The following is a 23,174-nucleotide window of genomic DNA, read 5'->3' as shown; positions in this document are numbered from 1 at the left end:
TCAAACTCTCAATAAAAAGTTTAATCTTAGCTTACTCAAATAAAAATTGCTGGTTTACTTAAATGTATTTATCATATTCTGTTCAATTTTCAAAGATCTCTCAGTCAAACTTGACTGCTTTATTATGATAACATCATTAGCTATCGTTGTCAATAATTATTTTTAATATTTTTTATAATTATTTAAAACTTTTTAGCTAATTTCTTATCTGTTGTTCATCAATTACTCGTGACAACGAATATAATCATATCATGTTTTTTATACAATATTACCTGCATATCCATTGTTATCAATAATTATAATTGATATACCTGCCCTTTTCTAATAAATACTCATTATTCCACCATGTGACACACGTGGAAGTGTTAATTGTATTGTTTCAATTATTTTCTATAAAAGGCCCGCAAAAACATATAACAACGTCTTTACTGTTATAGGAATCTACTCTAATATTAATAATATAGAATAGAATAGAATTAATTACTTAATAATTAATTATTCCTATTTATCTATAAATACTATTATATATAATTTTAGTTTCAGGAGATTTTAATTATGAATAAAGGAATTTTTTATTTCATTTTACCATTTACCATGTTTTCTTTTATAGGATGCTCAAGCAACATCGCTTCGCCATCCAACTCACAGACAGCTCCCCCTTCCAAAACATCAATACAAGTACAAAATACCCAAGCAATGGATGCAACTGAGCCTAATTCATTTATCTTAACTAGTAGCTCTTCATACTTTTGTCCATTCCTTTTTAATGGTAACAACTTAATATTTCCAAATCCCGATGAGAATAATAGAATTTCAATTATTCCTTCTCCTTTGCCTAAAGATATTCTCGAAAGTAAGAGCGTTACTGATTTTGCAAATTATTCTGCTGATAATATGACCTTAATTAATCAAATGATTTATTTTTCAAATGGTTCAGATAATAATGCTTTATCTTCATTTAACATTTCTGATAAAACTTACACAAAGTTGAATGACGATTCAGTAAATAATTTAATAGCTTCTAATTCAGAATTATTCTACATAAATAAAAATAACGAAAATAGGATTTACAAATATAATACATCAACATCAGAACACTCATTGGTATGTCCTGATAGTGTAGGCTCTTTTATAATTAATGGAGATTTTATTGTGTATCAAAACTTAAGTGATAACTCAAAATTATATTCAATAAAAACGGATGGTAGTAATAGACAAAAACTTACCGATTACACAGCTAATAGCTTTATAGTTTTTGATGGGCAGTTACTTTTTTTTAATTCTTCTGATAACAATAATCTATACTCACTGGACCCATCTACATTAAGCTGCAAGAGAATTTCCATAATGAATGGATTTCAGTTAAAAATTATAGATAAATCTATATATTTTATTAACGGCAGTGACTCAAATAACTTATACTCACTATCAGTAGACTTAAAAAATTCAACCGCTACCTCTAAACCAGAGATATCAGAGGGTATAAATGAATATTATTTGACTACCTCAGGTATATTCTATAGCCCAAGTATAAATGTGAATAATATATACTTCAAAGATTTTTCTTCTAAAAGTTAATGCAAAATAGGAGATAAGTATTTATAACTAAACACTTATCTCCTATTTCTTGCATTATGCACTTATAAAGACTTCACTATCTCTTTAAACTTATTACCTCTTATCATAAAATTAGGATACATATCAAATGATGCACAAGCAGGTGATAGAGTGACAATATCGCCTGGATTCGCTATGCTTTCAGCAAGTCTTACTGCCTCTTCCAAAGACTCAACCATATTTATATTAATTTTAATTCCTTTTTCATTTTCTAAATTATCAAAAACATCTTTGATCTTGTGCTTTGTCGCTCCCATAAGGATCAATTCTTTTATATATGGGTACCCCTCATATGCTAAAGGTTCAAAAGGTATATTCTTATCATACCCTCCTGCAATAACTATTACTTTTTCATCAAATGCTCTAAGCCCCGCTAAAGTTCTTGTAGGACTTGAAGCAATAGAATCATTATAATATTTAACTCCGTCTATCTCTCTTACAAGTTCACACCTATGTTCAACGCCAGCAAATGTTTCAGCAACTTTTTTCATTACCTCCACAGAGACATCGTCTTTTGTTGCTAAAAATGCTGCAAGATAATTTTCAACATTATGCATCCCCTTAATTACGATATCGTCTTTTTTGCAAACTTCCTTGTCTTCAAGATAGAGTATCCCATTTTTATAGTATGCCCCATCTATCAGTTCTCTTTTTGAACTGAACTCTTTCACATTTCCTTTCGCTTCTTTTATAAATCCATGGGTAATTTCGTTTTCTCTATTCACTACTAAAAGTCCACTTGAATTTTGATATATAAAGATATTCTTTTTCGCATCTATATACTCTTGCATACTTTTATGCATGTCTAAGTGATTTGGGGATAAATTTGTACATACTGCAACATCTATTTCTTGAGTCATTGTCATAAGTTGAAAGCTAGATAACTCTAATACAACTTTATCTTCATCATGTATGTTTTCTATTTCTGAAAATAATGGAGTTCCTATATTTCCTCCGACCCATGTTTTATACCCTTGACCTTCTAGTAACTTAGAAATAATTGTTGTTGTTGTTGTCTTTCCATCGCTACCGGTTATTCCATAGACTTTTCCTCTTGTATACCTAACGAACTCTTCCATCTCAGAAGTAACATATGCTCCTTCTTTTCTAGCCCTTACTAATGCTTCACTATCAGTCCTCATTGATGGTGTTTTAAATATCACATCAAACCCTTTTAAGTTATCTAGATATTTTTCTCCAAGCTCCAGCTTAACTCCCTTTTTATTAAATCCATCTGCAACATCTCTAAGTTCTTCTAAATTCTTTTTGTCAAAAGCCGTTACAGCAGCACCTAAATCTATTAAAAAATTGATTAACGGAATATTACTTACTCCAATTCCAACAACTCCAACTTTCTTACCCACTATAAATTCTTTAAACTCATTAAAATCCTTCTTCATGATTTATCCTCCAAATTCAAATCTCTATCCATCGTATATATTATTGCCAAAATTTGTTCTTCATTATTTTAATTATAACACTTGCAACAAAAAAATAAACTGACCCAAGAAGAAATTATCTTGAATCAGTTTTTATTTAGGTATAATCCTAAAATTCCAAACTTGCTTGGATATAATTTTCTATTTCACTTATTTTAATTCTTTCTTGTTCCATAGTATCTCTATTTCTAATTGTTACTGACTCATCCTCTAATGTATCGAAATCTATTGTTATACAATAAGGAGTTCCAATTTCATCTTGTCTTCTGTATCTCTTACCTATACTTCCTGTTTCATCGAAATCAAGATTGAATTTCTTACTTAACTCCGCATAAATATCCAAAGATTTTTCTGATAGCTTTTTAGAAAGAGGCAATATTGCTGCTTTAAACGGAGCTAATGCTGGGTGTAAATGCATTACAGTTCTAACATCTCCACCTTCTAACTCTTCTTCATCATATGCTTCAATTAAAAATGCTAAAGCAACTCTATCTGCGCCTAACGAAGGCTCTATAACATATGGAACATATTTCTCATTAGTTGTTTGATCTAAATAGCTTAAATCCTGGCCAGAATGTTCTTGATGTTTAGATAAATCATAATCAGTTCTATCTGCTATTCCCCAAAGTTCTCCCCAACCAAATGGGAATAAATATTCTATATCAGAAGTTGCATTCGAGTAGAAAGATAACTCTTCTTCTCCATGATCTCTCATTCTTAAATTTTCTGACTTAACATTCAAGTTTAGCAAGAAGTTCCAACAATAGTCCTTCCAATATTTGTGCCACTCTAAATCAGTTCCAGGCTTACAGAAGAATTCTAATTCCATTTGTTCAAATTCTCTTGTTCTGAAAGTAAAATTACCAGGTGTAATTTCATTTCTAAAAGATTTACCTATTTGGGCTATACCAAATGGTACTTTTTTTCTTGATGTTCTTTGCACTGCTTTAAAATTAACAAAAATACCTTGTGCTGTTTCTGGTCTTAAATACATTTCTGATTTAGCATCTTCAGTAACACCTTGAAATGTTTTAAACATAAGATTAAACTTTCTTATATCTGTGTAGTTCATCTTTCCACATTTGGGACAAACTATGTTATTTCTTTCAATATATTCTTTCAATTGTTCGTTAGTCCATCCATCAGCTGTCGCTACCTCTGCTCCATTTTCTGTCATATGATCTTCAACTAATTTATCAGCTCTAAATCTTGCCTTACATTCCTTACAATCCATTAATGGGTCTGAAAAACCTCCAACATGCCCTGATGCAACCCAAACTTCTCTATTCATTAAAATAGCAGAATCTAATCCAACATTATACGGACTTTCTTGAACAAATTTTTTCCACCATGCTTTTTTTACATTATTTTTGAATTCTACTCCTAAAGGACCGTAATCCCACGAATTAGCTAGACCACCGTATATATCTGAGCCTGGAAATACAAATCCTCTATTTTTACAAAGAGCCACAATCTTATCCATTGTTTTTTCTACTGCCATTGTTTTATCCCTCCAAATATATTTTTATAAAATAAAAAAGGCTTTAAGCACAAAGGGACGAAATATAATTCCGCGGTTCCACCCTTCTTGGCTTAAGCCCATCTTTCTTCATCGATTTCCTCACACTCAAAAGCTCCATTCATTTATAACCAATAATGATTTCCACCAAACATCATCTCTCTTCAACTGACTTATAAATTACTTTTCTTTTTCAACATGTGTATTTAATTTATAAATTAATTTTAACAAAATCATTTTATATGTCAAGTCTGAATATTTTCTAAAAAAATATAAAAAAATGGCTCCGCGAAGAGGACTCGAACCTCCAACCTATCGGTTAACAGCCGAGTGCTCCACCATTGAGCTATCGCGGAACGTCATTACTTAATCTATTATATCAGTTTTTTTAGATTATGCAACCCTTTTTTAATAAAATATCAAAATTATATCTCTATACTATAAAAGTTATCAAATAACATCTACATTTTAGAATTAATACATATTATATATTCCTAATTCATCTTTATAGAGCCTGAAAAGAACAAATTCTCAAGCGATTGTGGAACTGTAGATTTTTACCCATCTGATTTTTCAAATGTATGTGAAAAAAATTCGGCAGGATAATATATTTTTCATTCTCTTTACAAACTGTGATTCTCTGAGTAAGTATTTCCATAACTTATGCCCTCAAGAGTTACAATGTTCACAACTTTAAATTTAGTATAAATTCATATGGAATAAAAAAGCCATAACAATGCTTTCAAAATGCATGCTATAGCTTATAATACTATTCTAAAAAATAAAAAAATGGCTCCGCGAAGAGGACTCGAACCTCCAACCTATCGGTTAACAGCCGAGTGCTCCACCATTGAGCTATCGCGGAACGTCATTACTTAATCTATTATATCAGCTTTTTTAAATTATGCAACCCTTTTTTAGCAAAATATCAAATTTATATCTCTATACTATCAAAACTATCAAATAGCATCTGCCTTTAGAATTGTACTCCTTATATATTCCTGATTTATCTTTATAAAATTTAGAAATAAAAAAACTATAGCAACACTTCCAAGATATATGCCATAGCCCATACTATCATCCTAAAAAAATATGAAAAAATGGCTCCGCGAAGAGGACTCGAACCTCCAACCTATCGGTTAACAGCCGAGTGCTCCACCATTGAGCTATCGCGGAACGTCATTACTTAATTTATTATATCAGTTTTTTCTAATTATGCAAGCCTTTTTTATATTTTATTTGCTTTTGCAGTTTTCAGAAATACTTATAGCTTTTCTTTCTTATCATCCGAAGAGAATAATAATTCCTATAAATACTTATGCAGCTAATAAAATATTTCTGGACTTATTATAGAATTCCAGATTTCAAATTATGTTTCTATATTTCATTTTTTACTCAACAAAAAAAAGATTCATATATGCTTTTTATACATATAGAACCTTTTTATAGAAATAAATATAATCTATTTACTTTAACTGCATCAAATTATTTCTGTGGTCTCATTGTTGGGAATAATATAACATCTCTGATTGAAGCTGAATCAGTTAAGAACATTATAAGTCTATCTATTCCCATTCCCATTCCACCTGTTGGTGGCATACCTGTTTCAAGAGCACTCATAAATTGTTCATCTAGCATATATGCCTCGTCATCTCCAAGTTCTCTCTCTTTAGCTTGTTGTTCGAATCTTTGTCTTTGAACTATAGGATCGTTTAATTCTGAGTATGCATTACAAAGTTCTCTACCAAATACAAATCCTTCAAATCTTTCAGTAAATTCAGGATTTCCTCTCTTTTTCTTTGTAAGAGGTGAAATTTCAACTGGATAATCCGTAACAAATGTAGGTTGAATCATATTTGCTTCACCAAACTCTTCATATAAAGCATTTAAAACTTCACCTTTTGTTACTGTATTTAATGGTTTGGCAAATTCTAAGTGTTTTTCCTTTGCTATAGTTTGAGCTTCATCGTCAGATTTTATTTCATTGAAATCTACCCCAGCATATTCTTTTACAGCATCAACCATAGTGATTCTTCTCCATGGTGGCTTAAAGTCTATTTCTGTACCTTGATAAGCAACCTTAGTAGTTCCATTTACTTTTTCACAAATATATGCAACCATATTTTCTGTAATTTCCATCATGTCATTATAATCAGAATATGCTTCGTATAATTCTATAGCTGTAAATTCAGGATTATGTCTTACTGACATACCTTCATTTCTAAAATTTCTTCCTATTTCATATACCTTTTCAAAACCAGCAACTATTAATCTCTTAAGATATAACTCTGTAGCTATTCTTAAATACATATCCATATCTAAAGTATTGTGATGAGTAATGAAAGGTTTTGCTGCTGCTCCACCAGCTATTGCTCCAAGAATTGGAGTTTCTACTTCTATAAAGCTTTTAGCATCTAGGAATTCTCTTATAGCTGAAATGATTTTACTTCTTTTAATAAAAGTATCCTTAACTTCTGTATTTGTAATTATATCAACTTCTCTTTGTCTATATCTTAAATCTGGATCTTTTAACCCATGCCATTTTTCTGGAAGTGGCTTTAAAGATTTACAAGTCAACTCAAAAGTATTTACATTTACTGATACTTCACCTGTTTTAGTTGTAAATACTTCTCCAGTTGCTGCAATCCAATCACCTAAATCAAAAGTTTTATATTGCTTTAAATTTTCTTCCCCAACCTTATCAATCTTTAAGAATAGTTGTATCTTACCATCCTTATCATGTATATCTGAGAAAACAACTTTTCCCTGCCCTCTTTTAGACATTAGTCTTCCTGCAACGGTTACTTCCTTACCTTCTAGTGCATCATAATTTGCCTTAACTTCCTCTGATGTATGAGTTCTGTTGACTTTATAAACATCAAAAGGATCCTTTCCAGCACCTTGTAGCTCTGCTAGTTTAGCTCTTCTCAATCCTTCCTGTTCATTATACTGAGACTCTAACTCTTGCATGCTCATTTCTTCTGTTGACATTGCTGTACCTCCAATTAACTTCTACTTATTCCTAGTATTTCGAATTTATTAACTCCGTCTGGAACTGTTACCTCTACTACATCACCAACTTTTTTACCAACTAGTGCATTTCCAACCGGTGATTCGTTTGATATTTTAAAATTCATAGGATCCGCTTCTGCCGAACCTACTATTGAATACTCTACTTCTTCATCAAATTCATAATCTTTAACTTTTACCTTTGATCCAACTGAAACAATATCACTTGGAATCTCTGATTCATCTACAACCACTGCATTTTTAAGCATATTTTCTAATTGAATTATTCTTCCTTCTGTAAATGCTTGGTCGTTTTTAGCTTCATCATACTCAGAATTTTCACTTAAATCTCCGTATCCTAAAGCAATTTTTATCTTTTCAGTTATTTCTTTTCTTTTTACTGTTTTTAGATATTCTAATTCACTTTCTAATTTCTTAACACCTTCATAAGTCATAACATATTGTTTTGATTGGCTCATATACTTTAACTCCCCTTTAAAACCTTCTATATTATTTATTTTAGTTATTGATTATAATCTTTATTTTGATAAATTATCTATTAAATAAATCTTTTTAAGCAATCTCTTATTATATCGTTAACAGAGAGCACCTATAAATTTATAATAATTTGAAAAATATTTTAATCTGAAAATCATTTAACTTATTATAAATCAGCATATTTCATATGTCAATAAATCCTAATTTGAAGCAATTCGCTCCATTAGTTAGCAACTAATTCGGAACAACTTTACTCATAGCTATGATTGCTGTGAATCAACTATTAAATAAACCTAGTTTAAATATTAATATAAAAGTAAATTAGTAAAACATAAATTATAATTTTTACACAAAAATTAATACTCATATTTATACTAGATTTATTATTAAACCAAATTACATTTTTCTAAATATTAATAATATGCTTGAAACAATTAAATAATTCTAGTTATACTTACAAAACTATAATTCATCTTGATATTTTCTTAAAGCTTCAATAACTTTTTCACTATCATTTATAGTATTAATCTTATTTTTAAGTTCTGTGCATCTTGGAAGTCCTTTAATATACCATGATGCGTGTTTTCTCATTTCTCTTATCGCTTTAAATTCCCCATCATATTTTATTGCTAATTCGTAATGCCTAATACACATTTCAATTTTTTCATTATCTGAAACTTCTTGAATTACTTCTCCATTAAGCAAATTATTTATCTGTCTAAATATCCATGGATTTCCTTGACTTCCTCTTGCAATCATTATTCCATCACAATTTGTAGTTCTTTTCATTCTGATAGCATCTTCTGGAGAAAATACATCTCCATTTCCTATTACAGGAATTGAAACACTATCCTTAACTCTCTTTATTATGTCCCAATCTGCTTTCCCTTGATACATTTGTTTTCGTGTTCGTCCATGAACAGCAATAGCATCTGCTCCAGCTTGTTCCATCCCTTTTGCAAATTCTACTGCATTAATATTATCTTCATCAAATCCTTTTCTAAACTTGACAGTAACAGGTTTGGTTGAAACTTTTTTTATAGTTCTAACGATATCGTATGCAAGTTCCGGTTCTTTCATTAATGCAGATCCCTCTCCATTTTTAACTATTTTGGGAGCTGGGCATCCCATATTAATATCAATTATACAAATATCTTCCCTGTTATTTAAATATTCCTCACAAATTCTAGCCATCACATCTGGCTCTCTACCAAATATCTGGGCCGCAACTGGTTTTTCTTCATCTGCTATTCTAAGTAAGGTTTGTGTATTCTCGCTTCCATAATATAATGCTTTAGCACTAACCATTTCGGTGTAAACCAAACCGCATCCCATTTCCTTACATAATCCTCTAAATGATATGTCAGTTACTCCTGCCATAGGTGCTAGAAATATATTGTTTTCAAAGGTTAAATTCCCTATCTTCATTGTAGAATATACTCCTTACATCTTGTATAAATCTCAATTTCCATATAATTTATCTTTGGGAAATCTCTATTTCTTTGTTTTTTTCATATAATATTTTTAATCCTTCTAGTGTTAAATCCGAATCAACCTTATCAATAACATCAGTCTCTTTAGCTATTAAATTTGCTAATCCACCTGTTGCTAATACAAAAGGTTCTTCCTTATACTTAGAATTTTTCATTTCTTGTTTCATTTTTTTCACTATATATTCAACTTGCCCAATATAACCAAATATAATACCAGATTGCATACTTGATACAGTATTTTTGCAAATCATATTTTTTGGTACTTCTAATTCTACTCTAGGAAGCTTAGCTGCTCTTTCAAATAAAGCATCTGCCGAAATTCTAATTCCAGGACATATGCATCCTCCAAGATAATCTCCATTTGCTCTTACTGCACAAAAAGTTGTAGCTGTTCCAAAGTCTATTATTATAACTGGTCTCTTGTAAATTTCATATGCAGCAACAGCATTTACTATTCTATCTGCTCCAACTTCTCTTGGGTTATCATATTTAATATTTATTCCAGTTTTCACTCCTGGTCCAACTATTATAGGTTCGTGACAAAAACATTTTCTTAACATATTTTCTAAAGAATGCATTATATTAGGAACAACAGAAGAAACTATAACTCCAGTAATATTTTTAGGATCAATGTCACTTAAGTTAAATAGTTGCATAACTTGTATACCATACTCATCTGAAGTTTTATTTCCTTCACTTGAAATACGCCAACTAGCTATATACCTTTCTCCATTATGTACTCCCAAAACAATGTTAGTATTACCTGCATCAACAAGTAAAATCATAGAAAGCACCACCTTAATATAGTTAAATTAAAAGCAGCCCGAAGAGCTGCCTTAATTTTGAAATTGACTAAAAAATAACAATATAATTTTAACAATTATATTTAATTTGTCAAGAGTTTAAATGTGATTTTAGATTAATACCACCATTTTCTAGCTTCTGTTTTCACCTTAAATACACATATATGCATTCATTAGAATAATCCTATTATTTCCCCACTTTTTAATACATCCATCTTATTTGCTGCTGGTACCTTTGGAAGGCCAGGCATAGTCATTATGTCACCTGTCTGGACCACTATAAATCCAGCTCCATTTGATACTCTCACTTCTTTAACTGTAATATCAAATCCTGTAGGTCTAGCTAAAAGACTAGGATTATCTGATAGTGAATATTGCGTTTTCGCCATACATATAGGAAGTTTATCCAACTTGAACTTTTCTAATTCGTCAATTTGTTTTTTTGCTGCTGGAGTATAATTAACTTTATCTGCTCCATAAATTTTACTAGCAATTGTAAATATTTTCTCTCTAATAGATTTTTCCTTATCATATATAGGCTCAAAATTTGATTCACTATTCTCTAGTGCATCTAACACTATATTGGCAAGATCAATTCCACCTTCACCACCTTTAGCCCACACATCACACAATGCTACTTTAACCCCAATTCTATCGCAAAAATCTTTAATGAATTCCACTTCTTCCGAGCTATCTGTAACAAATTTATTTATTGCAACAACAGGTGTGATTTTAAACTTCTTTATATTCTCTATCTGTTTTTCCAAATTAGCAATTCCATCTTTTAGTGCTTCAACATTTGGGATATTTAATTCAGTCTTAGCTACTCCGCCATGATGCTTTAATGCTCTTATAGTCGCAACAACTACAACACATTCAGGTTCTAAATTACCATATCTACATTTAATATCAAAGAACTTCTCTGCACCTAAATCTGCTCCAAATCCAGCTTCTGTTATGACAACATCTCCCAACTTTAAAGCAAGCTTAGTTGCCATTATAGAATTACATCCATGAGCAATATTAGCAAATGGTCCTCCATGTATTAATGCAGGAGTATTTTCTAATGTTTGAACTAAATTAGGCTTAATCGCGTCTTTCATTAGTAACGCCATAGCTCCTTGTATTTCTAATTCCTTAGCATAAACAGGATTTCCATCTAAATTATATGCAATTACTATATTACCCATTCTTTCTTTCAAATCTTCTAGATCACTTGCTAAACATAATATAGCCATTATTTCAGATGCAACAGTTATATTGAATCCATCTTCTCTAACAAATCCATTAACCTTTCCACCCATCCCAACAATGATATGTCTTAACGCTCTATCATTCATATCCATTACTCTTTTAAATACAATTCTTCTAGAATCAATTCTTAAAACATTACCTTGGTGAATATGATTATCTATTGCTGCTGATAACAAATTATTAGCAGATGTAATAGCATGCATATCTCCAGTAAAATGAAGATTAATATCTTCCATAGGAACAACTTGAGCATATCCTCCCCCAGCTGCTCCACCCTTAATCCCGAAGACCGGTCCTAATGATGGCTCCCTTAATGCTATAACGGCTTTCTTCCCAATCCTGTTTAAAGCCTGACCAAGCCCTACTGTAACTGTTGACTTTCCTTCTCCTGCAGGAGTTGGATTTATAGCTGTTACCAAAACTAACTTTCCGTTATTATTATTTTTAACCTTATCATATACATCTAAAGATATTTTACACTTATATTTTCCATAGTACTCTATATCATCTTCGCAAAGTCCCAATTTTTCTGCCACATTTTTTATCGGCTCCATCTTTGCCTCTTGAGCAATCTGAATATCACTTTTCATTTGAAATCCCTCCTAAATATAAACCCAAAATCATACTTAATATAATTTATTATATCATTTCACTATACATAATAAAAGTTTTTTCGAATAATAAGTATAAATAAACTCCGAATATTCGTATTAATATGAATATTCTATGATTCTACATATAAAAAATTAAATGGCTATTTCAAACCCATTTTGTGTCTGAAATAGCCTGTGTATTAATTATTTACAAAAATATCTTCGAATTCTTCTGCATCAAGTTTTTCTTTTTCAATTAAAGCTTTTGCAACAGCATGTAATTTGTTTATATTTTCTTTTAGAAGCTTATTAGCTCTATCATAAGCCTCATCTATAAATTTCTTTATTTCTTTATCTATTTTAGAACCTATCTCTTCGCTAAAGTTTCTCCCCTTACCTAAGTCTCTTCCAAGGAAAACTTCATCATGCCCTGAAGTACTAAATGATATAGTTCCAATTTCTTCGCTCATACCATAATCCATAACCATACTTCTAGCTATATGACTTGCTCTATCTATATCATTTTTTGCACCAGTACTTATATCTCCCATAATCAATCTTTCAGCAACTCTTCCACCTAGGAGTCCAACCATCTCATCTTTTAATTTAGACTTAGATGTATAGGAAGTATCCTCCTTTGGAAGATGCATAGTATATCCACCAGCTCTACCTCTTGGAATTACACTTATTTCGTGAACCGGATCACAGTGTGGAAGCAATCTCATAACGACCGCATGACCTGCTTCATGATAAGCCGTTAATTTCCTATCATGTTCAGTTATTACCCTACTCTTTTTCTCAGGACCTGCAATTACTTTTGTTATTGCTTCTTCCATTTCAGACATAGAAATTTGTTTTTTGTCTTTTCTAACAGCAAGTAATGCCGCTTCATTTGTTAAGTTTTCTAAATCTGCTCCCGAAAACCCTGGAGTTCTTCTAGCAAGGACATCTAACTTCACATCATCATTTAGTGGTTTCTTTCTTGTATGAACTTTAAGAATTTCCTCTCTACCTTTTACATCTGGAGCTCCAACAATTATTTGCCTATCAAATCTTCCTGGTCTTAATAACGCTGGATCTAATATATCAGGCCTATTTGTTGCAGCTATCATTATGATACCTTCATTAGCACCGAATCCATCCATTTCAACAAGAAGTTGATTTAATGTCTGTTCTCTTTCGTCATGTCCTCCACCTAAGCCTGCACCTCTCTGTCTTCCAACTGCATCAATTTCATCTATAAATACTATACAAGGTGAATTTTTCTTTGCTTCTTCAAATAAGCTTCTAACTCTCGATGCACCAACACCAACAAACATTTCAACAAAATCTGATCCTGATATACTAAAGAATGGCACGCCTGCCTCTCCCGCTATCGCTTTTGCAAGTAATGTTTTTCCAGTCCCAGGAGGCCCAACTAATAAAACCCCTTTAGGAATTCTTGCGCCTATCTGTATATACTTTGATGGCAATTTTAAAAATTCAACAATTTCTTCAAGCTCAGCTTTCTCTTCATCCGCACCTGCTATATCTTCAAATGTAACTGTTTGTGTATCTGGAGTTACCATTTTAGCTTTGCTTTTACCAAAATTCATAACCCCTCTTCCACCACTTCCGCTTTGGGATTGTTGAGTAAATATAAATAGGAATATAAATATAAATACTGCCATTAATATAAATGGAAGTAATGTTGCTATCCATGTTGCATTATTAGATGGTTTCTCAAAAACGACTTTAACATCTAATTTAGGCTGATTTACTATAAGCGAACTAACAAGTTCACCCGGAGCAATAGTAACAAAACTTTTATTATCAGTAGTTTTTCCTTCTATAGTCATGCTGTCTTCCTTGACTAAGATACTTTCTATTTCATTTGAATTCCACTTTTGTATAAATGAACTATAAGTTATCTCATTAGAACCTTTTCCTGTTTGCCACATAGTAACTGCTGCTAAAATCAGCATAACTGAGCATACAATCCATACAGCCGCACTTGAATATTTTTTCATTCAAGGCCCCCCTCTCTCATCATATTTAAAATTTTACCATAGGAATATTTTTATTACAATTAAATTTGAACTTTCTATTTTTCATATACTTCAGGCTTTAATATCCCTATAAAAGGTAAATTTCTGTATTTTTCAGCATAATCTATTCCATAACCTACTATGAATCCATCAGGAACCTCAAATCCAATATATTTAACATCTAAATCAGATTTACGCCTCGCTTGCTTATTTAGTAATGCAACTATTTCTATACTATTTGCTTTTCTCGCTTTTAAATATTTAAGTAAATATGTTAATGTTACTCCTGTATCAACGATATCCTCAACCACTAAAATATCTTTTCCTTCTATACTATTATCTAAGTCTTTTAATATTCTTACGACACCAGATGTTTCTGTAGAACTTCCATAGCTTGAAACTGCCATAAAATCTATTTCACATTTAATAGATATGTTTTTTATTAGCTCGGCAGCAAATATTACTGATCCTTTTAAAATACCAACTATAAGTAAATCTTTTCCTCTATAATCTGTACTTATTTCACTTGCAAGTTCTTTAATTCTCTTACTTAAAATTTCTTCTGAGTATAGTATCTCTTGTATATCTTGTTTCATATTTAATATTCCTTTCTTTGAACGACTACTTTTAATATATTCGTACTTTTACTTGTAAGTTTATATTCTTCTGAGATTCTAATTCCAATAACCCATGCAATCCTTTCATCAAAGCATAAAATAGGGATGCATTCTCTTTCATTCTTAGGAATCTTCATATCAATAAAAATATCTTTTAATTTTTTGCTACCACTCATTCCTAGTGGAATAATTTTATCTCCATTCTTTCTATTTCGTATTGAAATATTATTATTAATTTTATCAAAATCAAAATACTTAACGAAATCTCCTTGCTTTAAGTTTATAGAATTTTCATTATAACCATTAATTATAGAAAATTGAATAACATACTTATGAAACTCAACTGTATTTATATATATGTTATCTTTACCTAAAATTATTTCTTCTTTTTTACTATTTATATCTGATTTTTTTGTCTTTGTTTTTATGTATATATCTCCATAAACATTTTCAGCACAAACTCCATTTGGAAGATGCACTAACTTTCCAGAGTATTTTTGAGCCAAACAAGATATTTCATATATATGCTTAACTTCAAAATCGTAATTAGACTTTGAATACCTTGTTAACGCATGCCTTAATACTCTATTAACCAAAGGTTCTTCCTCTTTAAATATTTCCTTTTTTATTATAAAATAATCATTACATTCCATACAATATTTATTGTATAAACCAGCGGATAATTTTTCAAGGAATTCATTATCTTTTTGCAATAATGTAGACATCCTATTCAAAGTTTGTACTATATCTTCATTAAAATTTTCTTTCATATATGGCAATATATCTAATCTTATTTTATTTCTATTATAAATTTTTTCAAAGTTAGTTTTATCGATTCTTGGATTTAAGTTCTTTAGTTTTACGTAGTTTTCTACTTCTTCTCTACTCAAGCATAAAATAGGTCTTATTATTTTATCATCTCTAGAAGCCCTAATTCCTCCCAACCCTTCAAGGCCTGTTCCTCTCATAAGCCTAAATAAGACTGTCTCCGCCTGATCATTTGCATTATGCGCAGTAGCAATCTTATTAAAGCCTTCTTTTTCTAAGATTTCATCAAAAAAATCATATCTAGCATTCCTCCCAGCCATTTCCGAAGACAACTTACTTTCCTTAGAATAAGCATTAATATCTACACGTTTGACAAAACATTTTATTCCCATATCATTGCATGTATTAATGACATATCTCTCATCTTCAAATGCATCTTCGCCTCTTAAAAGATGATTTAAGTGTGCAGCAGCTATACTTATATTTAATTTTTCTCTTAGCTCAAATAAAACATTCAAAAGACATATAGAATCTGGTCCTCCAGAAAGAGCAATCAAAATTTTATCATTGGGTTTAATAAGGTTATTGTCTTTTATATAAGACAGTACTTTTCTATACAAAAATAACACTCCTACTTATTTATTATTATGTCATATACAATTCCGCTTCTTATATTTTACGTATATATGTTCTAAATGTAAACATTATTGCTTCAATTTAACAGTTCAAAACTCATTCTATATAAATATAACATTATTCTTAAAAACAATCTTATTTATTTACTTAAATATGAAACAAATATAAATAGCTGTTTCAAATTTAACTTACGATTTAAATTTTTGAAACAGCTATTTATAATATTTTAATAACTTATTGCATGATAATCTTAGCTATCTAAATAAACTTTTGAAACTACTACTGTCATATCATCTTTAATTGTTCCATTACTTAATTTTTTCGCTCTTTCTAGCACCTTTTCTGACAGTTCTCTAGGATCTGAATTAATTGTCTTTAAATAGTCTTCAATCCAAGTTGATTCTCCAGAGTTTGATTTATCTATATCTAAAATACCATCGCTAACATTAATTAAAATATCACCAGGTCGTAGCACTTCTCTTATAACTTCCACGTCCACTTCATCTACAAGTCCAAAAGGTAAATTCTTAGAATTAATAGATATTACATCACGGCCTCTTTTTATAAAGCTAGGTGCTGCGCCTATCTTTACAAATATTGCATTACCATTATATAAGTCAATTCTATTTAAATCTAAAGTTGCATATTTTTCATCTTCCGAAAATCTCATTCCCATTATAGAATTAACTGTGTTGACCGTTATATCTTCATCGAACCCTGCTTCAATAAGCTTTTCTACCAAATCAACAGTTGCTTTGCTTTCTTCCTTAGCCTCTGGTCCAGACCCCATCCCATCACTTAGAATCGTCATATACGTTCCATTTCTTGTCCTTCCAAAACTATAACTATCACCTATTTGAGTTTCTCCACCTTTTGGTTCCATTGCACCATAAGACACCATATAATACTTTGGTTTTTCTTCTATCGTTATAATACATTCATTTGTCTGTGGATTTATTTTACAACCATCATCCCCAATACATAATTTCATTCTCATAGCACTGCTCAATAGAGAAACTATGTTTTTTCCATAATAATCAGCTCCTTCGCAATTATTTACACTTAATCTAATCTTAACCCTACCGCTTTTATCTATATAGCAAAAAATATCATTGTAATATATGGAGTTTTTATTCAGTATACGTTTCGTCAATCTTTCTAAATCAGTATCTATTCTAACCTCCTTTTTAAAATCATTAAGAAGATTATCTAAAGTACACGATATGTTAGTTATATGGGATGATAATATATTTCTTCCTTCTGCTAATCTTTCCTTTATTGATTCATTTACATTATAATTAGTTACAATGCCCTCTGCATTTTTTAAAAGTGTAAAATTCTTAATACATCTTTTTTGCAAATCCATAGGAATTGCTAATTTGCCCTCCTCCTTACTTTGAATTAACATTTGAAAAGAATTAAATGTTTGATGAAACTCTCTTTCCCAGCATAAAGGCCTATTTTCGCAGCTTGAACAACTTCTATCTGCCAAGTTTTCTACCAATGCACTCCCTTTCGATTTAATCAATAAATTTTCATTATCATTGTTAGTTAATAAGCATCTTGATACATTTGTAAGTACACTTGTAAGCTCTTTTAATTTAAAAGTAAATTCCTCCTTTATTGCATTTAATTGAATTTCCCCTAAAGATGCTTTCTTTCTATATGGATTTATCTCAATTTCAATACTTGTAAATACAGGTTTTGGAACACACAAAAATAAAACAGAACTAGTAAGAACCTCAACTCCCAACTTCAATGTTACTGCATTAGAGTACAAAGCTAATGCAGTATAAATTATTATACCTGATAGTATTGAAAATATTTTCCCCGTATCTTTAAATATACCAACAATTAAGCCTCCAACTCCAAAAAAGGCTACACTATACATCATGTCATTTGAAGCAACTCCAAGCATTATACCCATAGAAACTCCAATCATAGTTCCATATGTTGCGCCACCTACATACGCAATTGTCAAAACTAATGTAAGTGCGCATATATTTCTTATAGAGTAATTACTAATATTTATATTACCTATTCCTGCAACTAATAAACACAAAAATATTCCAATACTTACTATTTCCTCTGAAGAAAAGAAGTAATTGGTATTAATCTCTTCCAAAGAATTTAACGCATACTTTATAACATAGTATATGGGCAATACAATTAATGTCTGTATTAAACATAAAGTTATATTTACGCCAAGTTCATATTTATTAACTAGTAAACCATAACAAAAAAAACTACTTAGAATTATTACAAAACCTACTAATTCTTTTTTTCTATTTTTAGCTGTTGCTATAAACACATAGTAAATTGTAACTAAAGCTACAGCTACTAAATATACATAACCGTCTGTCAGTAAACTACTTATTGTTAGATATCCTATAGCGATTCCTATCGCCACAGTTAAACTATTTCTCCTATTCTCTTTTGTAACTACAGCTATCAAATACGCAATTCCTATTGGAGCTATACCAAGACTATCTGATTGATTTAATAATAAATTCACTCTACCGAGCAAGATTCCTGACATTAGAATAATCCCTAACTTCACTATAGATGTTTTCATCCACAACTTTTTTCTTAAGTTTTCTACTCTAGTTATTCCTTCATACTTATCCAACCCTAATCCATACTGCACATTAGCTCGCCTCATTTCCAAATAATGTAATTTGATTATAGCATCATGACCTTACGATAAATGTCATAAGGTGTTTATCGCATAAAGTTTTCGTAGGACAACTTCATCTATATTTCTCTAATATCTAATGATTTAATAGATTATTTTCTTTATTACATTTTGATCTAATATCATACTTAGTCAAGGTAAATCAAGATATCTGGCTAATTATTAAAATTAGAACGTTATAATTAATTTGTCGTTAATCTTATTTTATTAGAAATTTATATATAAAATATTTTTCATAAAATTATAAATCGTGAATACACTTTTTAATTACTCCTTAAAATAATATTTTTTACGATTATTCTCGGATTTTCTTGGCTTAAGTGACCAAAATTCGTATTCAGTAATCAATCTTATGACAAGTTAACTTACAGTACTCAAAATATTAAGTACTAAAAAAAGCCTAACATAAGTGTAGTCATCTACATTCATATTAAACTTCTATCTATAACTAATTTAAACACCATGTTAGAAAAGTAAACTTTAAATATCTCATTCTTAGCATTATAAATCGATGCTAAAGTTTTCTTCTCAATGGCTAGGAATTTATTCAGAATATTATACCTTTATCTTATACTTCATATAATAAATATTTTCCAAACAAAAAAAGACCTGAGCTATTGCTTAAGTCTTATGGTTGCGGAGGCAGGACTTGAACCTACGACCTTCGGGTTATGAGCCCGACGAGCTACCAACTGCTCCACCCCGCGATATTATTCTTTTCATATATATGGTGCCGAAGACCGGAATCGAACCGGTACGGTGTTTAACTACCGCAGGATTTTAAGTCCTGTGCGTCTGCCAGTTCCGCCACTTCGGCATATTCATTATATCCTACAAGGTTACGACATATAAGTTAAATGCTTTGATAACAAAACTTACTAAACTTTATGGTTGCGGAGACAGGACTTGAACCTATGACCTTCGGGTTATGAGCCCGACGAGCTACCAACTGCTCCACCCCGCGATATTATTTTTTTCATATATATGGTGCCGAAGACCGGAATCGAACCGGTACGGTGTTTAACTACCGCAGGATTTTAAGTCCTGTGCGTCTGCCAGTTCCGCCACTTCGGCACATATTGGTAGCGGAAATAGGACTTGAACCTACGACACCTCGGGTATGAACCGAGTGCTCTAGCCAGCTGAGCTATTCCGCCATATCAATGGTTGCGGGGGCAGGACTTGAACCTACGACCTTCGGGTTATGAGCCCGACGAGCTACCAACTGCTCCACCCCGCGATATTATTTTTTTCATATACATGGTGCCGAAGACCGGAATCGAACCGGTACGGTGTTTAACCACCGCAGGATTTTAAGTCCTGTGCGTCTGCCAGTTCCGCCACTTCGGCATATCTTATAAACTAAGTGCCAACGACAAGGCTAATTATAATACATATTCTTTTTAGTGTCAACAACATTTTTTTATTAATATTATATATTAATATTTTAATTGTAATAATCAGTGAATTACAAGTTTTAATCACTGTAAATATCTATTTATAATCTTAATAATGCAGAACAAACTGTAAACAAATATAAAAATTTCTCTACAAATCTATTCTGCATTTGAAATTTATCAAGCAAATTTTATATTTATTTTCCCATAAAGATTAAAAGAACTCTTAGCAGCCTTTTTTTCCACCTTTACTTTTAAATTCTTGATGCTTCTTTACATCTTGCATTCTTTCTTCGCTATCCTTTAGAAACTTAGACATAATATCTTCGAAATTTCCTGAATTAGTAGTTTTCTTCTTATCAGGTGCCTTCCAATCAATCTCTGCTGGTTTAACCGATTTTCTTTGAACATTTGCTTGCTTTATTGAAAGACTGATTTTGCCATTATCATCAATTGAGATAACTTTCACTTTCACTTTATCTTGCTCACTAAGATGTTCTCTAATATCTTTTACGTAAGAATCTGCCACTTCTGAAATATGAACTAATCCAGTTTTGCCTTCAACTTCAATAAAAGCTCCAAAGTTTGTGATGTTTATCACTGTGCCCTCTACTATGTTTCCTGCCATTAAGGTCATGTTTAAAAGACTCCTCCTTAAATTTAAAAATATATAAATTTATAAGAACAAATCTGCTATGCAGATGCTCTTTAATTTAGAATACAAATTTAATTATTTAGCTACTATAATATTACCAGAGTTTTATAAGTTTTTCTATAAATTGAAATTTAATTTTGATTTGTTATCTCTCCATTAACAACTTTTTCACCAGGCTTAATCATCCCAAGTCTTTCCCTTGCTAATTTTTCAAGATAATCCGATGAATTTGAATTAATTTTATCAACTTCATCTTGAAGTCTTTCGTTTTTTTGATTAATTTCATTTAACTGAACTTGCTTACTGTCAATTTCCTTTTGAATTCTATTCATTGTTATACTTTGCCTAATATAACTAAAGGCAAAGAAAATGATAAATCCAGTAATTATTGTCCGCTTTAATATTAACTTCGTTTTCATCTATAAGAACCTCTATTTTGCAAATTCTCTTAAGTCTATTGTAAACACTATATTAGTATTATTCAAGTAATTTTTTATCATTTCCTTTTATCTGTAATTTTATATGCAATTATTTTTAATGGATACAATAAATTTTTTAATAAAATTCTAATCAATTTATAAGATAATTTTGCAATCAGCATCTCGCTGTTGTAAAAATACTTACTAATAAATTTGAAGTATAATATAATGGCCATAATTATGAAAATATATACATAGGGAGTTAAAAATGCATAATTAGTATATAATAAAAAGGTAAAAACAATCAAAGCAATAAGTACACAAAATAGCATATCTTCTATTATTGTTAATATCTTCATAGAGTTTAATCCTCTTATTCCTCTATATATATCAAACAATATTCCCGTTATAACACCTCCAATTAAGCTGCATATAACAAGATTAATCTGCATATTCAATCCTAAAGGCATACTATATTCCTACTTAAACAATCTGCTTATTATGCTTTCATTGCTTTTCTTAGATATCTTTCCGTTATATACCATAGATGCAATGCTTCCAGCAATTATAACATCACCATTTTGCACATCCAACTTGTTCATTTTTAACTCTTCTCCCTTGATAGTTAAATTTCCTAGATTAGTTGTTAAATCTATTTTTTGCTCATCAAAACTTATAACCTCTATAACACCACTTAAAGTTAATTTTTTTCTATTCTCTAGAGATAAACTTGATTTATTATCTTCTACTTTATTTTCCACTCTTTTCTCCATTAAAAATTCCTCCATTTATTTTTCTTATACAATATATGTTTGTATTTTGCATTTTAGAATTTAGAACCTTTAATAAGTTAAGTATAGTGGAATTTATTTCTTAAAAGCTGTTAAGTGTTATTATTTATGATAATTTCACTTAACATAAATCTTTTTTGTTCAATCCCCATATATAGATAAAGAGTAGATAAACTATATAGTTTCTACTCTTTATCTTCTTCACCCTCAAGGATAATATACATTTCTTTTGCTTCTTCTTTTCTAACATGTTCTACTACGCTAGCAATTTCCGCTTTTAATACTTTATTAGCAAACGTTATTTCAATTATATCCCCTTCTTTTATTTTTGTAGAAGGCTTTGCTACTTTCCCGTTTATTAATATACGGCCACTCTCACATATTTCTTTCGCTACAGTTCTTCTTTTTATAATACGCGATACCTTTAAATATTTATCTAGCCTCAAAATTTCTCCTCCATTCAAAAGAACCCGAGAAAACTCGGGTTCATATTTACTCTGTCTAACTTGTATTTTATTACTTGTTAACTTTATCTTTGAATTCCTTACCTGCTTTAAATACTGGAACTGTTGTTGCAGGAATGTTTATAACTTCTTTAGTTCTAGGATTTCTTCCTTCTCTAGCTGCTCTTTCTCTAGTTTCAAAAGTTCCAAATCCAACTAATTGAACCTTTTCTCCTTTTTCTAGTGCTTCCTCAACACTTTCAATTAAAGCTTTTAATGCTAATTCTGCATCTTTTTTTGTTAATTTACTTTTTTCCGCCATACTAGTAATTAATTCTGCTTTATTCACAATAACATCCTCCTTAAAATCCAGTTACATATTTTCTAACTGTTTTCTTTATGTACTAAATTGCACTTCTTTATTATATAACCTCTTCAGCTACCCGTCTATAGAAAAACGCTTTCTTTTCCTATATATAACTAAATAATCCAATAAATCGT

18 protein-coding genes, 10 tRNA genes and 1 other annotated feature are annotated in these 23,174 nt (G+C 30.6%); of the genes, 1 reads left to right on the top strand and 27 read right to left on the bottom strand.

What is annotated here, in order from left to right:
* The first annotated feature begins 555 nt into the window (after nt 1-555).
* Nucleotides 556-1,578 (top strand): DUF5050 domain-containing protein, encoded by a 1,023-nt coding sequence (locus L3B96_RS17600; protein ID WP_077856939.1) that lies wholly within the window; start codon nt 556-558, stop codon nt 1,576-1,578.
* A 62-nt stretch (nt 1,579-1,640) separates the two neighbouring features.
* On the opposite strand, the gene murD is transcribed toward L3B96_RS17600, so the two are convergent.
* From murD to L3B96_RS17465, 27 genes are all read right to left on the bottom strand, one after another.
* Nucleotides 1,641-3,017 (bottom strand): UDP-N-acetylmuramoyl-L-alanine--D-glutamate ligase, encoded by a 1,377-nt coding sequence (gene murD, locus L3B96_RS17595; protein WP_238948198.1) that lies wholly within the window; start codon nt 3,015-3,017, stop codon nt 1,641-1,643.
* A 148-nt stretch (nt 3,018-3,165) separates the two neighbouring features.
* Nucleotides 3,166-4,557 carry a glycine--tRNA ligase gene (locus L3B96_RS17590; protein ID WP_017209492.1) on the bottom strand — a complete coding sequence of 464 codons (1,392 nt, stop codon included), beginning with the start codon at nt 4,555-4,557 and terminating at the stop codon, nt 3,166-3,168.
* Between the two features lie 50 nt (nt 4,558-4,607).
* Nucleotides 4,608-4,781 (bottom strand) — a binding site (T-box leader).
* 75 nt (nt 4,782-4,856) lie between these two features.
* Nucleotides 4,857-4,931 (bottom strand) — tRNA-Asn (locus tag L3B96_RS17585).
* Between the two features lie 434 nt (nt 4,932-5,365).
* Nucleotides 5,366-5,440: transfer RNA gene (locus tag L3B96_RS17580), tRNA-Asn, on the bottom strand.
* Nucleotides 5,441-5,676: 236 nt separating this feature from the next.
* Nucleotides 5,677-5,751: transfer RNA gene (locus L3B96_RS17575), tRNA-Asn, on the bottom strand.
* Between the two features lie 309 nt (nt 5,752-6,060).
* Nucleotides 6,061-7,566: a lysine--tRNA ligase gene (lysS, locus tag L3B96_RS17570; protein ID WP_011967469.1), complete on the bottom strand. Its 1,506-nt coding sequence runs from the start codon at nt 7,564-7,566 to the stop codon at nt 6,061-6,063.
* A gap of 14 nt (nt 7,567-7,580) precedes the next feature.
* Nucleotides 7,581-8,063 (bottom strand): transcription elongation factor GreA, encoded by a 483-nt coding sequence (gene greA, locus L3B96_RS17565; RefSeq protein ID WP_011967468.1) that lies wholly within the window; start codon nt 8,061-8,063, stop codon nt 7,581-7,583.
* 481 nt (nt 8,064-8,544) lie between these two features.
* Nucleotides 8,545-9,510: a tRNA dihydrouridine synthase DusB gene (gene dusB, locus L3B96_RS17560; protein ID WP_023976913.1), complete on the bottom strand. Its 966-nt coding sequence runs from the start codon at nt 9,508-9,510 to the stop codon at nt 8,545-8,547.
* A gap of 49 nt (nt 9,511-9,559) precedes the next feature.
* Nucleotides 9,560-10,360: a type III pantothenate kinase gene (locus L3B96_RS17555; RefSeq protein ID WP_011967466.1), complete on the bottom strand. Its 801-nt coding sequence runs from the start codon at nt 10,358-10,360 to the stop codon at nt 9,560-9,562.
* A 191-nt stretch (nt 10,361-10,551) separates the two neighbouring features.
* Nucleotides 10,552-12,222 carry a formate--tetrahydrofolate ligase gene (locus L3B96_RS17550; RefSeq protein ID WP_238900295.1) on the bottom strand — a complete coding sequence of 557 codons (1,671 nt, stop codon included), beginning with the start codon at nt 12,220-12,222 and terminating at the stop codon, nt 10,552-10,554.
* Nucleotides 12,223-12,425: 203 nt separating this feature from the next.
* Nucleotides 12,426-14,234: an ATP-dependent zinc metalloprotease FtsH gene (gene ftsH, locus L3B96_RS17545; RefSeq protein WP_023976915.1), complete on the bottom strand. Its 1,809-nt coding sequence runs from the start codon at nt 14,232-14,234 to the stop codon at nt 12,426-12,428.
* Between the two features lie 74 nt (nt 14,235-14,308).
* On the bottom strand, nt 14,309-14,848 hold the full coding sequence (gene hpt, locus L3B96_RS17540; protein WP_011967463.1) for a hypoxanthine phosphoribosyltransferase: 540 nt from the start codon (nt 14,846-14,848) through the stop codon (nt 14,309-14,311).
* A 2-nt stretch (nt 14,849-14,850) separates the two neighbouring features.
* The gene (tilS, locus tag L3B96_RS17535) at nt 14,851-16,257 is read right to left on the bottom strand and encodes a tRNA lysidine(34) synthetase TilS (protein WP_011967462.1); all 1,407 of its coding nucleotides are present in this window, start codon (nt 16,255-16,257) and stop codon (nt 14,851-14,853) included.
* A 266-nt stretch (nt 16,258-16,523) separates the two neighbouring features.
* On the bottom strand, nt 16,524-18,935 hold the full coding sequence (spoIIE, locus tag L3B96_RS17530; protein ID WP_238948199.1) for a stage II sporulation protein E: 2,412 nt from the start codon (nt 18,933-18,935) through the stop codon (nt 16,524-16,526).
* 664 nt (nt 18,936-19,599) lie between these two features.
* Nucleotides 19,600-19,675 (bottom strand) — tRNA-Met (locus L3B96_RS17525).
* A gap of 21 nt (nt 19,676-19,696) precedes the next feature.
* Nucleotides 19,697-19,785, bottom strand: a tRNA-Leu gene (locus L3B96_RS17520).
* A 71-nt stretch (nt 19,786-19,856) separates the two neighbouring features.
* Nucleotides 19,857-19,932 (bottom strand) — tRNA-Met (locus tag L3B96_RS17515).
* Nucleotides 19,933-19,953: 21 nt separating this feature from the next.
* Nucleotides 19,954-20,042, bottom strand: a tRNA-Leu gene (locus L3B96_RS17510).
* Between the two features lie 6 nt (nt 20,043-20,048).
* Nucleotides 20,049-20,125 (bottom strand) — tRNA-Met (locus L3B96_RS17505).
* A 7-nt stretch (nt 20,126-20,132) separates the two neighbouring features.
* Nucleotides 20,133-20,208 (bottom strand) — tRNA-Met (locus L3B96_RS17500).
* Nucleotides 20,209-20,229: 21 nt separating this feature from the next.
* Nucleotides 20,230-20,318 (bottom strand) — tRNA-Leu (locus L3B96_RS17495).
* Between the two features lie 273 nt (nt 20,319-20,591).
* The gene (locus L3B96_RS17490; protein WP_011967460.1) at nt 20,592-21,002 is read right to left on the bottom strand and encodes a S1 domain-containing RNA-binding protein; all 411 of its coding nucleotides are present in this window, start codon (nt 21,000-21,002) and stop codon (nt 20,592-20,594) included.
* A 149-nt stretch (nt 21,003-21,151) separates the two neighbouring features.
* Nucleotides 21,152-21,439 (bottom strand): septum formation initiator family protein, encoded by a 288-nt coding sequence (locus tag L3B96_RS17485; RefSeq protein ID WP_077837368.1) that lies wholly within the window; start codon nt 21,437-21,439, stop codon nt 21,152-21,154.
* Nucleotides 21,440-21,516: 77 nt separating this feature from the next.
* On the bottom strand, nt 21,517-21,909 hold the full coding sequence (yabQ, locus tag L3B96_RS17480) for a spore cortex biosynthesis protein YabQ (protein WP_238948197.1): 393 nt from the start codon (nt 21,907-21,909) through the stop codon (nt 21,517-21,519).
* Nucleotides 21,910-21,918: 9 nt separating this feature from the next.
* Nucleotides 21,919-22,212, bottom strand: a complete 294-nt coding sequence (gene yabP / locus L3B96_RS17475; RefSeq protein WP_011967457.1) for a sporulation protein YabP — start codon at nt 22,210-22,212, stop codon at nt 21,919-21,921.
* Nucleotides 22,213-22,415: 203 nt separating this feature from the next.
* On the bottom strand, nt 22,416-22,676 hold the full coding sequence (locus L3B96_RS17470; RefSeq protein WP_011967456.1) for an RNA-binding S4 domain-containing protein: 261 nt from the start codon (nt 22,674-22,676) through the stop codon (nt 22,416-22,418).
* 70 nt (nt 22,677-22,746) lie between these two features.
* On the bottom strand, nt 22,747-23,022 hold the full coding sequence (locus tag L3B96_RS17465; RefSeq protein ID WP_008422747.1) for an HU family DNA-binding protein: 276 nt from the start codon (nt 23,020-23,022) through the stop codon (nt 22,747-22,749).
* Between the last annotated feature and the right edge of the window lie 152 nt (nt 23,023-23,174).

The organism is Clostridium sp. YIM B02569 (assembly GCF_022320765.1).
Classification (GTDB): Bacteria; Bacillota; Clostridia; order Clostridiales; family Clostridiaceae; genus Clostridium; species Clostridium beijerinckii.
The sequence above is the reverse complement of the archived record's forward strand: the minus strand, read 5'-3'. Positions and strand labels throughout refer to the sequence as shown.

Coding starts and splice junctions, on each gene's coding strand:
- L3B96_RS17600 (WP_077856939.1), top strand. CDS start 556: ATGAATAAAGGAATTTTTTATTTCATTTTACCATTTACCATGTTTTCT.
- murD (WP_238948198.1), bottom strand. CDS start 3,017: ATGAAGAAGGATTTTAATGAGTTTAAAGAATTTATAGTGGGTAAGAAA.
- L3B96_RS17590 (WP_017209492.1), bottom strand. CDS start 4,557: ATGGCAGTAGAAAAAACAATGGATAAGATTGTGGCTCTTTGTAAAAAT.
- lysS (WP_011967469.1), bottom strand. CDS start 7,566: ATGTCAACAGAAGAAATGAGCATGCAAGAGTTAGAGTCTCAGTATAAT.
- greA (WP_011967468.1), bottom strand. CDS start 8,063: ATGAGCCAATCAAAACAATATGTTATGACTTATGAAGGTGTTAAGAAA.
- dusB (WP_023976913.1), bottom strand. CDS start 9,510: ATGAAGATAGGGAATTTAACCTTTGAAAACAATATATTTCTAGCACCT.
- L3B96_RS17555 (WP_011967466.1), bottom strand. CDS start 10,360: ATGATTTTACTTGTTGATGCAGGTAATACTAACATTGTTTTGGGAGTA.
- L3B96_RS17550 (WP_238900295.1), bottom strand. CDS start 12,222: ATGAAAAGTGATATTCAGATTGCTCAAGAGGCAAAGATGGAGCCGATA.
- ftsH (WP_023976915.1), bottom strand. CDS start 14,234: ATGAAAAAATATTCAAGTGCGGCTGTATGGATTGTATGCTCAGTTATG.
- hpt (WP_011967463.1), bottom strand. CDS start 14,848: ATGAAACAAGATATACAAGAGATACTATACTCAGAAGAAATTTTAAGT.
- spoIIE (WP_238948199.1), bottom strand. CDS start 18,935: ATGAGGCGAGCTAATGTGCAGTATGGATTAGGGTTGGATAAGTATGAA.
- L3B96_RS17490 (WP_011967460.1), bottom strand. CDS start 21,002: ATGACCTTAATGGCAGGAAACATAGTAGAGGGCACAGTGATAAACATC.
- L3B96_RS17485 (WP_077837368.1), bottom strand. CDS start 21,439: ATGAAAACGAAGTTAATATTAAAGCGGACAATAATTACTGGATTTATC.
- yabQ (WP_238948197.1), bottom strand. CDS start 21,909: ATGCCTTTAGGATTGAATATGCAGATTAATCTTGTTATATGCAGCTTA.
- yabP (WP_011967457.1), bottom strand. CDS start 22,212: ATGGAGAAAAGAGTGGAAAATAAAGTAGAAGATAATAAATCAAGTTTA.